The organism is Nocardioides marmoribigeumensis (assembly GCF_031458325.1).
GTDB classification, from domain to species: Bacteria; Actinomycetota; Actinomycetes; order Propionibacteriales; family Nocardioidaceae; genus Marmoricola_A; species Marmoricola_A marmoribigeumensis.
Genome location: NZ_JAVDYG010000001.1, coordinates 20,557 through 35,293 on the forward strand (window position 1 = coordinate 20,557; position 14,737 = coordinate 35,293).

The window sequence follows — 14,737 nt, forward strand, 5'->3', positions numbered from 1 at the left end:
CGACCTGGCTCACACGGGTGGTTGGTGCCCCTACGTGCGGATTCGTCGGGATGGGGACCAGTCGTGGACCGGAGTCCCGCCCCGCCGGACCCGACGCCCCTGGGCCGCGACTCCCCCACAGCCGTACGTTCCGGACGTTGGGAGCCATTCAGACTTTTCTCAGGGGGCGGATCATGCAGATCCGACAGCGTCTCGTCCTGCTCGTCTCGGTGCTGCTGGCAGCACTGCTCGTCCCCCTCGCCGGTCCGGCGAACGCCGCGGCGTACGACCCCGGCACCCTGGGCGGCTACGTCTACGACACCTCGGACTACACCGGGCTGTCCGGCGTCACCGTGCAGCTCTACAACAGCAGCCAGACGCCGGTCACCACCCACATGACCGCGTCGGACGGGTCCTACGAGTTCGCCGGCCTCGCGGACGGCACCTACTACGTCGGTGTGCCGAACCCTGCGGGCCACGTGGCCTCGTGGGCCTACAGCTCGACGACCCTGGCGGGGGCGGACGCCCTGGCCGTGGACTCCTTCTCCGGCGCCTACGCCGAGATCTACCTCGATCCCACGCCCACGGGCATCAAGGGCAGGATCACCGCCCCGAACGACGCCCCCGTCGACGGGGCGTCGGTGACGGTCTACCAGCAGAGCGGCAGCAGCTGGTACGACTACGACTACGCCACCACCGACAGCAACGGCGACTACTCGGTCGACCTGCCCTCCGGCACCTACCGCGTCGGCGCGTCCGCGTCCGGCTACACCGAGACCTTCTACACCAACGCGGAGACCGTCGGCGCGGGCACCGACGTGAGCGTCACCCAGGGCAACCAGACGACCGCGGACGTCAAGCTGCTGGCAGGTGCCTCGGTCAGCGGCACCGTCACCTCCGGCAGCGCGCTGCAGGGCGTCACCGTCGAGGCCTGGAAGTACTTCCCCGACTCCGACTACTGGGACCAGGTGGGCACCCCTGCGACCACGAACGCCAGCGGCGTCTACACCCTCACCGGCCTCAGCTCCGGCACCTACGCGGTGAAGTTCAGCAAGACCGGCTACGTCCCCGAGTTCTGGAACGACCAGCGCACCCTGGACACCGCGACCACGTTCACCCTCACCACCGGGCAGGCCAAGACCGGGGTGAGCGCTGCCCTGGTGCAGTCGCACAAGCTCAGCGGCACCGTCACCGGGTCCGGCGGGGCCGGCGCGGTGCAGAACGTCTCCGTCACGCTCTACGACGCGGCCACCGGCACCTCCGTGGACTACGCGAGCACCGACGCCACCGGCAAGTACTTCTTCGACGTCGCCCCCGGCACCTACAAGGTCGACTTCTACGCCTCGGGCTACCTCGAGGAGTACTGGCAGGACAAGGACACCCTCGAGACCGCGACCACCGTCACCGTCGGCTCGACCGACGTGACCACCATCAGCCCGACCCTCAACAAGCCCGGCAAGATCCACGGCACCGTGTCCGGCCCCTCCGGCACCGTGACCGGGGCGACGGTCAGCCTCTACCGCAAGGGCTCCGCCTACCCCGACGACACCACCACGAGCGGTGCGGGCGGGGCCTACACCTTCAGCAACATCGACCCGGGCACCTACACCGTCGGCTTCGCCGGCAGCGGCCTCGCACCGGAGTTCCACAACAACGTCTACGACCTCTACGACGCCACCTTCGTCACCGTCGCCAAGGACAGCGACACCGCGATCAACGCCACGTTGGCCGGCGCGCTCCCCGTCAAGGGCAAGGTGACGAGCCTGGCCGGCGCCGCGATCCCCGGCGTGCAGGTCAGCGTGGAGCGCAAGATGCACCGCACGGACGGCACGGCGTACTTCTCCGAGCTCACCTCCACCACCACGGCCGCCGACGGCACCTACACGGCCGGCGTCTCGCCGGGTGAGTACCGCGTGGAGTTCACCAAGCCCGGCTACCGCGACGAGTACTTCGGCGAGACCCCCGTGGCGACGCGCGCCACCCGCTTCACGCTCGTGGCGGGCGGGAGCAAGACCGGCGTCAACGACGTGCTCGACCGGTGGGGCGTCGCGACCGGCACGGTGACCGGCACGGGCGGCACGCCGATCAGCGGCGCCGACGTGTCGGCCTGGGTGTTCCAGGACTACAGCAACAGCTGGAGCTTCTGGGCCTCCGCCGACACCGACGCCGCCGGCAAGTACACCTTCACCAACATCCGCAGCGACAAGGTGCGCCTGCGGTTCAGCGCCCCCGGCTACACCACCGAGTACTACGCCGACGCCGCCAACCTCGAGGCCGGCAAGGAGGTCGCCACCCCGCTCAACGGCACCGGCACCGCCAACGCCGCCCTGGTCGCGCCGCCCCGCAAGCTGAGCGGCAAGGTCACGACCGGCGGCTCCACCGCGCTGGACGGTGCGGACGTCACCGTCGAGCGCAGGGTCGTGCTGCCCGACCGCACGCGTTGGGACTACGTCGACTCGGCGACGACCGACGCCGGCGGCCTGTGGAACCTCAGCGTCGCGCCCGGCACCTACCGGGTCGTCTACTCCGCCGCCGGCAAGGTCCCCGAGTGGTGGAACGGAGCCCGGTCGGCGGACAACGCCACCCCGGTGACCGTCACGACTGCCGACGTCCCCAACCTCAACGAGAACCTCGACGGCGCCGGGGCGATCAGCGGCAAGGTCACCGATGGCCTCGGCAACGTCGGTGACGCCGAGGTCACGCTCTACCGTCCGCGTGGGCCGCTGCACCCCAACGAGTGGGTGGAGACCGACTACACCGGCACCGACACGGACGGGACCTACTCCTTCCCCGACCTCGGGGGCGGGCCCTACCGGCTCGGGTTCGACGCCTCCGGCCACAAGAGCGAGTTCTACAACAACGCGGCCACGGTGGGGGCGGCTGCCACGGTCACCGTGACCGACGGCGCGACCTCCACGGTCAACGACGTGCTGGCGCCCTTCCCGAAGGTCTCCGGCACCGTCCGCCGGCCGGACAACAGCCCCGCCTCGAGCGCGTTCGTCTCGATCTACCGCAGGACCACTGCCGGCGGGACGACGTCCTTCGACGAGGTCGAGAACCTCATGGCCGACGCCAGCGGCGCCTGGAGCTACCGGGTGCCCGCCGGCAGCTACGTCGTCTGCGCCTTCACCTACGGCCTGCCCTTCGAGTGCCGCAACGACAAGGCGGTCCCGGAGGCGGGCATCGTGACGGCGGTGTCCACGGCCGACGTCACCGGCCTGGACGTCACCCTCAACAACCCCGGCAAGATCCACGGCACGCTGTCCGAGGACGGCACCGGGAAGAAGCTGTCGGAGGGCTACATCGAGCCCTACGTCAGCACCCCGGCCGGCTGGGTGAGGCTGAGCCGCTCGGCGTACACCAGCGACACGGGCACCTACACCCTCGACCTGATGCTGCCCGGGACCTACCGCCTCGGCTTCAGGGCCGCGGGTCACGCCGACGAGTTCTACCTCGACAAGACCACCGTGGCGACCGCGACCGACGTGCCCGTGACCGCGGGCGGCGACGCGACTGCCAACGGCTCGCTGGCCAAGCGGGGCACGGTGAGCGGCCGGGTCCTCGGCACCAACGGCAAGCCCGCAGAGGACGCCAGCGTCTACGCCGTGCGGAAGGCGACGGACGGCACCTACAGCTCCTACGCCGGCTACGGCTACACCGACGCCGACGGCAAGTACCTCTTCGACCTGCCGCCGGGCACCTACAAGCTGCAGTACGCCACCTCGGACAACCGGGTCTCGGAGTACTACAACAACGCCGCCACGGCAGCCGCCGCCCAGACGGTGACCGTCGGGACCGCCGCCGTGACCCTGTCCGACGTCCTGCTGGGCGACGGCGCCTCGATCTCGGGCACGGTGGGCTTCCCCACCGCCCCCGAGGGCTGGGCCTCGACCGTCGTGGTCCGCAACGCCTCGACCGGTGACCTGGTCGGGATCGACTCGGTGACCACCACCTCGCCCGTCTACCGCATCGACTCGCTCGCCGCCGGCAGCTACCGGGTCGAGTTCGCCCGGGGCGTCTACGGCACCAACACCGAGCTCGCCGAGGGGCAGTTCTGGCAGGCCAAGTCGGAGAGCGCCGGCGTCGGGTCGGCCACGCCCATCACGCTGACGGCGACGCAGCAGAAGACCGCTGTCAACGCCACCCTCGTCCGGGGCGGCACCGTGACCGGGTCCCTGCGGTCGTCCACCGTCCCGGGCCACGCTCTCGCGGGCTGCGTCGTGACGGCGTACACGTCCACCGGCAAGTTCGCCGAGCGCACCGGCTACAGCAAGGAGGACGGCACGTTCCGGGTCACCGGCCTGACCACCGGCGGCTACCTGCTCCGGGTGGCCGGCGGCGAGTGCGGGGCGGGCTCCCGCTACTACGACGGCGACGGCACGCTCGGGGTCACCCCCGGCGACGCCGCGGCCAAGGCCATGACCAGGGGCGCCAACGTCGCCCTGGGCACGGTGTCGGTCCCGGCGGCCCCGGCCCTGCAGAACACCGCCGCGCCGACCGTCACCGGCACGGCCAAGGTCGGGTCGACCCTCACCGCCAAGCCCGGCACCTGGTCGCAGTCCGGGACGACCTTCGCCTACCAGTGGCTGCGGGGCACGACCGCCATCACCGGCGCGACCGCCTCGACCTACAAGCCGACCGCCACCGACGTGGGCAAGCAGCTGCGGGTCAGGGTGACCGCGAGCAAGGCCGGCTTCTCCTCGTCGTCCGCCCAGTCGGCGCTCACCGCAGCCGTGGCCAAGGGCACGCTGACCTGTGGCACGCCGACGGTGTCGGGCACGGTCAAGGTCGGCAAGACCCTGACCGGCGCGCCGAGCAGCTGCACGCCGGCCGCGACCGCGGCCTACGCGTGGCTGCGCGACGGGGTGGTGATCACCGGCAAGACGGCCAAGACCTACACGCTGGTCTCGGCCGACAAGGGACACCAGATCCAGTTCCGGGTCAAGTGGACCAAGGCCGGCTACAACACCGCCACCAGGCTCTCGGCCAAGACGGTCAAGGTGTCCTGAGGCTTCTGTCGGACCCTCCGCCTATCTTCGACCCACCGCGTCAGGGGGACGCGGTGAGGTGGAGGGGGTCGCAGGTGAGCAGGAGCGAGGCACGCAGGGCACGGGCCGAGGTGCGATGGGGCCACGGTCGGCGGCTGGTCGTCGTCGACCTGGAGAACATCGCGGGCGGGCCGTGCCAGACCGAGGACTGCGCCGCCTGGGTGCGGCGCCGCCTGGCCGACGCGGGGGCCCTGCGCCCCGGCGACCACGTGACGGTGGCGGTCGACGAGGGCGCGCTGCCCTCGGTGGTGTGGGTCTGGCAGGGCTCGGTGTGCCGGTGGGGGCACGGCCGCGACGGGGCCGACCTGGCCCTCGTCGAGGAGCTGGGCCAGCGGGTCCACGAGCGCTTCGACGAGGTCGTCCTGGCCAGCGGCGACGGGCTCTTCGCCGACACCGTGGCCGCCCTCGTCGCGCGCGGGGTGCGCGTGACGGTGGCGGCCCACGGCACCTCGCTGAGCCGTCGTCTGGCCACCGTCGCCAGCGACCTGCTCCTGCTCAGCCCCGGCTCCACGGCCGCAGCGTGAGTCCTCACGGACGGTTGCGGCCGTGCTTGTCGTGGGCCTCGACCCACTCCTCGGCCACGACCGCCGACCCGAGCGAGAGCTCCCCCGCCAGCACCGTGGCCGCCATGATCTCGGCGAGCTTGAGCACCTTGCCCGAGCCGTAGCAGCCCAGCACCTCCAGGCACTCGCGCTGCGTCGCCAGACCGGTGCCGCCGCCGTACGTCGCGATGATGAGGCTGGGCAGGGTGACCGAGGCGTAGAAGTCGCCGTTGGGCAGGAGCTCGGAGAAGCCGTAGAGCGCCGAGGACTCCGCGACGTTGGCGACGTCCTGGCCGGTCGCGATGAACATCGCGGTGAGCCCGTTGGCGGAGTGGTTGCCGTTGTTGTTGGTCACCGACATGATCGAGCCGAGCTGGCCGCGCATGCGGGCGGCGTAGAGCTTGTCGGTCGAGACGTGCATCTGCTCCTCGACCAGTGCGGCGGGGAGCGTGATCTCGGCGACCACCCGCTTGCCACGCGTGTGGAGCATGTTGACCACGGAGGTCTTCTTGTCGGTGGCGAACTGCCCCTCGAGCAGGAAGTGCAGCTCGCGGGGGTAGTTCTGCTTGATCCACGCGCAGGCGGCGAAGGTCGCCTTGCCGGTCATGTTCTGCCCGGCCGCGTCCCCGGTGGAGTAGTTGAAGCGGGTGTAGAGCAGCTTGGAGACCGAGAAGCGCTGGATGTCGAGGAGCTTGCCGGAGCTGGTCGTCTCCTCGGCGGCGGCGGCGATCGAGTCGAAGTTCTCCTCCAGCCACGCGGCGAAGTCGCGGGCCTCGCGCGCGCTCTCGAAGCTGAAGACCGGCGCGCGTTGCATGCGGTCGTCGAGCACGGTCGTGCGGATGCCCCCGGCCTCGCGGCACAGCTTCATGCCCCGGTTGTACGACGCGACGAGGGTGCCCTCGGTCGTCGCCAGCGGCACGAGGAACTCCCCCTGGGCGTGCTCGCCGTCGACCAGCAACGGACCGGCCACGCCGATCGGGACCTGGGCGACGCCGAGGAAGTGCTCGACGTTGCCGGGCAGCGTGGTGGGGTCCAGGGAGTACGACGCGACGTGCTCGAGCGGGCTGTCGGTGTGCTCGCGCACGTGGCGCTGGCGGCCCTCGATCGCCGTGGGTGCGTAGTCGTCGTCCTCGCGGGGGATCCTCAGGTCCGTCATGGTGAGGAGGATGACAGGTCCCCGCGACCTGCGTGCCCAGCCGCTCCGTGACGTCGTCCGGCGGCACTCGTTGGACCTGTCGACCGACTCTCGGGACCGGAGGACCACCCCATGCGACGCCCACTCAGGCTCACCACCGTCCTGGCCACCGCGGCCCTCGCCGCCGCCGGAGCCGTCGTCGGCACCGCGCCGTCGGAGGCGATCGTCGGCGGCTCGTCGGTGAAGGACGGCGGCTACCGCTTCATGGCGTCGGTCCAGGACGCCGACGGCCACTTCTGCGGCGGGTCGGTCATCACCTCCCGCTGGGTGCTCACCGCGGCGCACTGCATGACCGAGCAGGACGGCTCGACGACCAGGCCCGGGACCCTCCGCGTCGTGGTCGGACGCACCGACCTCAGCCAGACCTCGAAGGGCCAGACCCTCCGGGTGGACCGGGTCCGGGTCCACCCGAGGTACGCCGCCACCGGCACCCACGACGTCGCCCTGCTCCACACCACCCGCGCGATGAGGGTGCCGGCGATCAGGCTGGTGAGCACGACGAACAACCGGCTCGAGCGGGACGGCGCCCGGGTGACGGTGGCCGGCTGGGGCTCCGAGGCCTTCGGCCTCCCCTTCGGTCCGTCGCGGATGAAGGCCGTGCGCCTCAGCGTCGTCGCCGACGGGAAGTGCACGCTCAACTCGCTCACCGGCTTCCACCCCGCAACCGAGATCTGCGCCGACGCGCTCGGCGGCGACTCCTGCCAGGGCGACTCCGGCGGCCCCCTCTTCGGCACGCTCGCCGACGGCCGGCGCGTCCAGGTCGGCGTGGTGTCCTACGGCGTCGGCTGCGCGACGCCGGGCTTCCCCGGGGTCTACGCCGAGGTGAACAACCCCTCGACGCACGGGTTCCTCACCCGCGTCGCCGGGCTCTGACCCCGGTCCGGGTCAGGACTGCGCGGCGCTGGGGCGCAGGGTCGCGGCGGCACGGGGCCGGGGTGCCCGCTCCGCCGCGGGCCGGCGCGGCACCAGGAGCGCGACGAGGGCACCGGCGAGCGCCGCCGCGGCACCGACGAGGAAGCACAGCCGGAACGCGCCCTCCGCGGGGATCGCGACGCCGCCACCGAGGCTGACCGTGTCGCTGGTGAGGATGGCCGCCATCACTGCCCCGGCCACCGTCGTGCCCACCGACCGCATGAGCGCGTTGACGCCCACCCCGGAGCCGGCCTCGTGGGCCGGGACGTTGTCGAGGATCAGCGTGGGCATCGCGGCGTAGCCGATCCCGACGCCGGCCGAGGCGACCAGCGAGGCGACCATCAGCTGCCAGGGGGCGGCCATCAGTGCCAGCGCGACGACGTACCCCGCACTGATGACGGCCGCGCCGACGGCCAGCGTGACCCGCGCGCCGACGGTGGTGATGAGCCGGCTCGAGACCGGCGCGAAGAGCATCATCATCAGGCCGCCGGGAGCCATCCACAGCCCGGCCTGCAGGATCGTCTGGCCCAGCCCGAAGCCGGTCTCGGCCGGCATCTCCAGCAGCTGGGGGACGACGATGGCCTGCGCCATCATCCCGAAGCCGATGAGCACGGCGGCGAGGTTGGTGAACAGCACCGGGCGTCGCACGGTGGTCCGCAGGTCGACCAGCGGGTCGTCGTGCCGCAGCTCGTGGACCGTCCAGGCGGCGAGGACCAGCACGCCGCCCACGACCGCGCCGAGGGTGCGTCCGTGCGCCCAGCCCCAGTCCGAGCCCTTGCTCACGCCGATGAGCACCGAGCTGAGCCCGACCGCGAGGCCCGCGACGCCGACCAGGTCCAGGCGGCCGGGGTGCTCGTCGTGGATGCCGGGGACGACCAGCGCGGTGAGCGCGAGGATCACGGCCGCCAGGACCGCGGAGAGCCAGAACAGGCCGTGCCAGGAGTAGTCCTCGGCGATCCACGCCGAGAGCGGGAGACCGAGGGCGCCGCCGACGCCCAGCGTCGCGCTCACCGCGGCCACGGCCCCGGCCCGCCTCTCCGGCGGGGCGACCTCGCGCACCAGGCTGATCGCGACCGGGACGTAGCCCATCGCCATGCCCTGCAGGGCGCGGCCGACCAGGAACGGTGCGAGCGAGCTGGACAGCGCCGCGACCGTCGAGCCGACCACGAGCACGCCGGCCGAGACGACCAGGACCTTCTTCTTGCCGTACATGTCGGCCAGGCGGCCGGAGACCGGCATGGTGACGGCGGCCGCCAGGAGGGTCGCGGTGACCGCCCACGAAGCGCTGCCCGGGTCGGTGCCGAGCAGGCGGGGCAGCTCGCTCTGGATCGGGATGACCAGTGACTGCATGAGGGACCCCGACAGGCTGCCCAGGCACAGGACGGCGATGACCAGGCCTGGACCGGCCAGGCGACCCACCGGTGGGGTGGGGAGGTCGGTCGGGGCAGGGAGGGACGAGGTCACGGAGGTCCTTCGCGCACGGGGATTGTGTAGCCTACACAGTTCAGTTGTGTAGGCTACACGCCATCCCTCGTCCCCTCACTGTGAGGACCGGCACATGGCTACGCCCCGCCCGCTCCCGGACGAGCCCGGCTGGCAGCTCGCCTCGGCGCTGTCGCGCCTCGACCGCGCCCAGCGCGCCGCCGAGGCCGGTGCCACCCTCGGCATCGCCGACTCGCGGTTGATGTGGCTGTTCTCCGACCACGCCCCGCGCACGCTCAAGCAGGTCTCCGACGACCTGGGGCTCGAGCAGTCCACCGTCAACCGTCAGGCCAACGCCGCCCTCGCCGCCGGCCTGCTGCGTCGCTTCCGCGAGCCCGGCCGACCCGCCCAGCTGGTCGAGGCGACCCCCGAGGGGCTCACCACCTTCGCCCAGGACCTCGACGGTCACCTCGGGCGGCTCGAGTCCGCCCTCGCCTCCCTCCCCGAGCACTGTCGCGAGGAGTTCCCCGCGCTGCTGGGCGCCTTCGTCGAGGCGTACGCCGCCGCGATCGGCCCTGCCGCCGGCGAGCCCCGCGAGGCCTGAGGCCTGGCCCCCGGCGGTCAGGCGAACAGCGCCTCGCCGTACCTCAGGACCACGACGAGGGCGAGGAGGAGCAGCCAGACGGCCAGCGCGAACACGTCCAGGCGGAGGCGCACCGCCTTCTCCAACGCAGCCTGCGCGCCGGCGGGCAACGGCAGGTGGCCCTCGAGGACGTTGATCCGGGTGAGCTCGAAGAAGACGAAGGTCGTGGCGACGGTGACGAGCATGCACCAGGGGCACAGCGCGCCGATGTCGACCATCGCCTGCTCGAAGAGCCAGTAGGCGAAGGCGAAGCCGATCAGGTAGAACATCTGCGCCGTGAGCATGAACCAGCGGGGGAACCGGACGCCCGCGAGCCCGGCCACCGCGACCGTGATCACCACCGGCTCGCTCATCAGCCCGAGGAACGCGTTGGGGAAGCCCAGCACGGAGGCCTGCCACGAGCCGGCGACCGTGCCGCAGCTGATCACCGCGTTGATGTTGCAGCTCAGGTCGAGGCCGGGGTTCTCGGCCAGCCGGATCGCGTCGGTCGCGAGGACGAACGACGCCACCAGGCTGGCGAGGGAGGCCACCAGCATCGTGACCCAGACGCCCGTGTGCCGGCGTCGGCGCAGCGACGCCGACCCGGCGGGGGTGTCGAGCAGGTCGGTGCTCACCCGTTGCTCCCGGCGGCCTGGTCGACCGCGCGCTTCAGGGCGCCCGGGGTGAAGACGTCGGCGAGGTCCTTGCCGTCCACCCGGACCGTGGGCGTCGACTCGATGCCGGCGTCGAAGGCGTCCTGGGTGAACTTCTGCACCCAGGGCTCGAACTCCCGCTTGGTGAAGCGGTCCACCACGGCCGTCGGCACCCCGGCCGTGCGGGCCAGCTCGGCGATCTGGTCGTCGGTCAGCCCCGTCGATCCCTCCTGTGGCTGGTGGGCGTAGAGCGACTGGTTGAGCGCCCAGACGTGCTCCGGCGAGCCGTCGGCCACGGTGGCCACGGCGTTCGCCGCGCGGGTGGAGTACTTCGTGCCCTGGGAGGCGCGGTCGAGGAAGGCGATGGGCCTGAGCTCGACCCGGACCTTGCCGTCCTCGATCATCTGGTCGAGGTCCTTGCCCTGGGTCGCCTCGAACTTGCCGCACGCCGGGCACATGTAGTCGAGGTAGATGGTGACGGTGACCGGCGCGCCCGGGTCGCCGACCGGGATGGAGCCGTCCTTCACGCTCGCGGGGACCACGACCTTGCCCGAGGGACTCGCCGTGCTGTCCGTCGACTGCGAGGCCTGGTGGACCGCGAAGGCGATCGCGCCGACCAGGACGAGGACCACCAGGCCCCCGACCAGGGTCACGATGCGCCGTGTGCGGGCCTCCCGCCGGGCGGTCTCGGCCTTGAGGCGCCGCAGCTCCTGGCTCCTGGTGCGGGACTTGTTGCTCATCGTCCACCCTTCGCGCGACGCGCCCTTGCCGACGTCCTCACGGTAGCCGTGCCCCCTGGCGGAATACGGGTGGGGGGTATACGGTTGCACTCGACCGATACCCCACGTGGGTATCCTGTCCATGAGGCCACGACCAGCACCGAGGAGACACGATGAGCACCAGCGAGTACCAGGTCACCGGCATGACGTGCGGCCACTGCGAGATGTCGGTCCGCGAGGAGGTCGAGACGCTCCCCGGCGTGCAGGCCGTCGAGGTCAGCCACCAGACCGGCCGGCTGGTCGTCACCTCGACCGGGCCGCTCGACGACGACGCCGTGATCGCGGCGGTCGACGAGGCCGGCTACCAGGCAGTGCCACAGCGATGAACACCGCTGCGCGTCTCGGGTGGTACGCCGGCGGGCTGGCCGTGGCGTTCGGGGGTGCGTTCGCCGCCGCGGACGCCGTGGTCCCCCAGAGCACCGTGGACCGGTGGACCGAGCAGGCCCAGGGGCACGAGATGGGCAGCGAGACGAGCATGGATCCCGACGCGGGGCACGGTGGGCACGGCGCCGCCGGGTCCACGACCTCAGCGGCGGTCCGCGGCGTGAGGAGCGCCCAGGACGGTTACCTGCTCGGTCCCGTCACCGCACCTGGCCGCGCCGGCGAGGCCGGCCGGCTGTCGTTCCGACTCCTCGACGACCGCGGCCAGCCGCTCACCGACTACGTCACCGAGCACGGCAAGGAGCTGCACCTGATCGTCGTACGCACGGACGGGGCGCAGTTCCGCCACGTCCACCCGAGGAGGGACGCGCGCGGCACCTGGTCGCTCCCCTGGAGCTGGGACGCCGCCGGCACCTACCGGGTCTATGCCGACTTCGTCCCCGCGTCCGCCCCGCACGGGGACGCGGTCACCCTGACCCGCACCGTCGAGGTGGCGGGCGCGTTCACCCCCGTCGCCGCCACGCCGTCGCGCACGGCGACCGTCGACGGCTTCACCGTGGAGCTGTCCGGGGACCTGGTCGCGGGCACGTCCTCCCCGCTGACGCTGACCGTCTCGCGCGAGGGGCGGCCGGTGACCACCTTGCAGCCCTACCTCGGGGCGTTCGGGCACCTGGTCGCCCTGCGCCAGGGTGACCTGGCCTACCTCCACGTCCACCCCGAGGGCCACGAGCCCAGCGCCGGGCAGACCTCCGGGCCGGACGTGGCGTTCATGGCCGAGGTCCCGACCCCGGGCCGCTACCTGCTCCACCTGGACTTCCGCGTCGACGGCACGGTCCACTCCGCCCCCTTCGTGGTCGACACCACCCCAGCGAGGACACCATGACCGCCTCACCCACCCGGCCCGCAGCAAGGGGCGACGGCATCGAGCTCGAGATCGGCGGCATGACCTGCGCCTCCTGCGCGATGCGCATCGAGAAGAAGCTCAACAAGCTCGACGGCGTGACCGCGACGGTCAACTACGCCACCGAGAAGGCCCAGGTCCACGTCCCCGAGGGGCTCGACCCGCAGACGCTGATCGCGGAGGTGGCCAAGGCCGGCTACACCGCCACGCTGCCCCGCCCCGCCGCGGCCGAGCCCTCCGACGAGGAGGAGCGGCCCGACACCGAGCTGGTCGCACTGCGCCAACGGCTGGTCGGTTCCGTGGTGCTGGCGGTGCCGGTGATCGCGATGTCGATGGCACCGGCGCTCCAGTTCGACTACTGGCAGTGGGCGTCGCTGACCCTCGCCGCACCGGTCGTGGTGTGGGCGGCCTGGCCGTTCCACAAGGCCGCCTGGGCCAACCTGCGTCACGGCACCGCCACGATGGACACGCTGGTGTCGATGGGCACCCTGGCCGCGTTCGTGTGGTCGCTCTACGCCCTGTTCCTCGGCGAGGCCGGCACCCCCGGCATGACCCACCCGTTCGAGCTGACGGTCGAGCCGACCGACGGCGCGTCCAACATCTACTTCGAGGTCGCGGCCGGCGTGACCATGTTCCTGCTGGGCGGGCGCTACTTCGAGAAGCGGTCCAAGCGGCGTGCCGGGGCGGCGCTGCGCGCGCTGCTCGAGCTGGGCGCCAAGGACGTCGCCGTCCTGCGCGACGGGGTCGAGGCCCGCATCCCGACCGGCGAGCTCGCCGTGGGCGACGAGTTCGTCGTACGCCCCGGGGAGAAGATCGCCACCGACGGCGTGGTCGCCGCGGGCACCTCCGCGGTCGACGCCTCCATGCTCACCGGCGAGTCCGTCCCGGTCGAGGTGCGCGAGGGCGACGCGGTCACCGGCGCCACCGTCAACGCCGGCGGACGCCTGGTCGTGCGGGCGACGCGCGTCGGCTCCGACACCCAGCTGGCGCAGATGGCGAGACTGGTCGAGGACGCCCAGTCGGGCAAGGCCCAGGTGCAGCGGCTCGCCGACCGGGTCTCGGGGATCTTCGTCCCCGTCGTCATCGGCATCGCCGTGGTCACGCTCGGGGCGTGGCTCGGCGCCGGGTTCCCGGCCACCGCCGCCTTCACCGCCGCGGTCGCGGTCCTCATCATCGCCTGCCCGTGCGCGCTGGGCCTGGCCACGCCGACCGCCCTCCTGGTCGGCACCGGCCGGGGCGCGCAGCTGGGCATCCTGATCAAGGGCCCCGAGGTGCTCGAGTCCACGCGCAGGGTCGACACCGTCGTCCTCGACAAGACCGGCACCGTCACGACCGGCCGGATGGCGCTGGTCGAGGCGGTCGCCGCCGACGGCGTACGCCGGGAGGAGCTGCTGCGGCTGGCCGGCGCCCTCGAGGCCGCCTCCGAGCACCCCATCGCCCAGGCGATCGCACGGGGTGCCGCCGAGGAGGTCGGCCCGCTGCCGACACCGGAGGACTTCGCCAACCTCGAGGGCAGGGGCGTCCAGGGCGTCGTCGGCGGGCACGCGGTCCTGGTGGGGCGCGAGTCGCTGCTCGAGGACTGGTCGCAGCACCTCGACGCCGACCTCGCCCGGGCCAAGGCGCGCGCCGAGGCACAGGGCCGGACCGCAGTGGCGGTCGGCTGGGACGGCGCCGCCCGCGGCGTGCTCGTCGTCGCCGACCAGGTGAAGCCGACCAGCCGTGAGGCGATCGCGCAGCTGCGGTCCCTGGGACTGACCCCGGTGCTGCTCACCGGCGACCACCGCACCGTCGCCGAGCAGATCGCCGCAGAGGTGGGGATCACCGAGGTCATCGCCGAGGTCCTGCCCCAGGACAAGGTCGACGTGGTCTCGCGGCTCCAGGCGGAGGGCAAGGTCGTCGCCATGGTCGGCGACGGCGTCAACGACGCCGCCGCCCTGGCCCAGGCCGACCTGGGCCTGGCGATGGGCACCGGCACCGACGTGGCCATCGAGGCCGCCGACCTCACCCTGGTGCGCGGCGACCTGCGCAGCGCCGCCGACGCGATCCGCCTGTCCCGCAGGACGCTCGGGACGATCAGGACCAACCTGTTCTGGGCGTTCGGCTACAACGTGGCCGCGATCCCGCTGGCCGCCCTCGGCCTGCTCAACCCGATGCTCGCCGGCGCGGCGATGGCGTTCTCCAGCGTCTTCGTCGTCGGCAACAGCCTGCGGCTGCGCTCCTTCCGGAGCCGTGCCTCGGACTCCCAGGCCGTCGTGGCCGCCCCTGTGCCCCGCCCCGCCCAGCCCGTAGACGCCTGACCCGTT

At 72.4% G+C, this 14,737-nt stretch carries 11 protein-coding genes; 7 read left to right on the top strand and 4 right to left on the bottom strand.

Features of this window, described 5'->3' with window-relative positions; translation table 11 throughout:
• Positions 1–173: 173 nt before the first annotated feature.
• Positions 174–4,988 (top strand): carboxypeptidase regulatory-like domain-containing protein, encoded by a 4,815-nt coding sequence (locus J2S63_RS00075; RefSeq protein ID WP_310296939.1) that lies wholly within the window; start codon positions 174–176, stop codon positions 4,986–4,988.
• Positions 4,989–5,062: 74 nt separating this feature from the next.
• Positions 5,063–5,551 (top strand): NYN domain-containing protein, encoded by a 489-nt coding sequence (locus J2S63_RS00080; RefSeq protein ID WP_310296944.1) that lies wholly within the window; start codon positions 5,063–5,065, stop codon positions 5,549–5,551.
• Between the two features lie 4 nt (positions 5,552–5,555).
• Here the strand turns inward: J2S63_RS00080 and J2S63_RS00085 are convergent, their stop codons facing one another.
• Entirely contained in the window at positions 5,556–6,725 is a 1,170-nt protein-coding gene (locus tag J2S63_RS00085) for a hydroxymethylglutaryl-CoA reductase (RefSeq protein ID WP_310296949.1), read from the bottom strand.
• Positions 6,726–6,836: 111 nt separating this feature from the next.
• Between J2S63_RS00085 and J2S63_RS00090 the strand changes: the two genes are divergently transcribed.
• Positions 6,837–7,637: a S1 family peptidase gene (locus J2S63_RS00090; protein WP_310296952.1), complete on the top strand. Its 801-nt coding sequence runs from the start codon at positions 6,837–6,839 to the stop codon at positions 7,635–7,637.
• A 12-nt stretch (positions 7,638–7,649) separates the two neighbouring features.
• Here the strand turns inward: J2S63_RS00090 and J2S63_RS00095 are convergent, their stop codons facing one another.
• Complete coding sequence (locus J2S63_RS00095; protein WP_310296954.1) at positions 7,650–9,140, bottom strand: MFS transporter; 1,491 nt, start codon at positions 9,138–9,140, stop codon at positions 7,650–7,652.
• A gap of 94 nt (positions 9,141–9,234) precedes the next feature.
• On the opposite strand from J2S63_RS00095, the gene J2S63_RS00100 reads away from it, so the two are divergent.
• Positions 9,235–9,702 carry a winged helix DNA-binding protein gene (locus tag J2S63_RS00100; RefSeq protein WP_310296956.1) on the top strand — a complete coding sequence of 156 codons (468 nt, stop codon included), beginning with the start codon at positions 9,235–9,237 and terminating at the stop codon, positions 9,700–9,702.
• A gap of 17 nt (positions 9,703–9,719) precedes the next feature.
• Here the strand turns inward: J2S63_RS00100 and J2S63_RS00105 are convergent, their stop codons facing one another.
• Positions 9,720–10,355, bottom strand: coding sequence for a vitamin K epoxide reductase family protein (locus J2S63_RS00105; protein WP_310296958.1), 636 nt, complete (start codon positions 10,353–10,355; stop codon positions 9,720–9,722).
• Positions 10,352–11,113: a DsbA family protein gene (locus tag J2S63_RS00110; RefSeq protein ID WP_310296960.1), complete on the bottom strand. Its 762-nt coding sequence runs from the start codon at positions 11,111–11,113 to the stop codon at positions 10,352–10,354. The genes J2S63_RS00105 and J2S63_RS00110 overlap by 4 nt, the downstream gene beginning before the upstream one ends.
• Positions 11,114–11,265: 152 nt before the next feature.
• Between J2S63_RS00110 and J2S63_RS00115 the strand changes: the two genes are divergently transcribed.
• From J2S63_RS00115 to J2S63_RS00125, 3 genes are read left to right on the top strand one after another with little or no spacing between them, the layout of a single operon-like run.
• Positions 11,266–11,478 carry a heavy-metal-associated domain-containing protein gene (locus J2S63_RS00115; RefSeq protein ID WP_310296963.1) on the top strand — a complete coding sequence of 71 codons (213 nt, stop codon included), beginning with the start codon at positions 11,266–11,268 and terminating at the stop codon, positions 11,476–11,478.
• Entirely contained in the window at positions 11,475–12,416 is a 942-nt protein-coding gene (locus tag J2S63_RS00120) for a DUF8832 domain-containing protein (RefSeq protein WP_310296966.1), read from the top strand. Before J2S63_RS00115 ends, J2S63_RS00120 begins: the two co-directional genes overlap by 4 nt.
• Positions 12,413–14,731 (top strand): heavy metal translocating P-type ATPase, encoded by a 2,319-nt coding sequence (locus tag J2S63_RS00125; RefSeq protein ID WP_310296969.1) that lies wholly within the window; start codon positions 12,413–12,415, stop codon positions 14,729–14,731. The genes J2S63_RS00120 and J2S63_RS00125 overlap by 4 nt, the downstream gene beginning before the upstream one ends.
• The last annotated feature ends 6 nt before the right edge of the window (positions 14,732–14,737 follow it).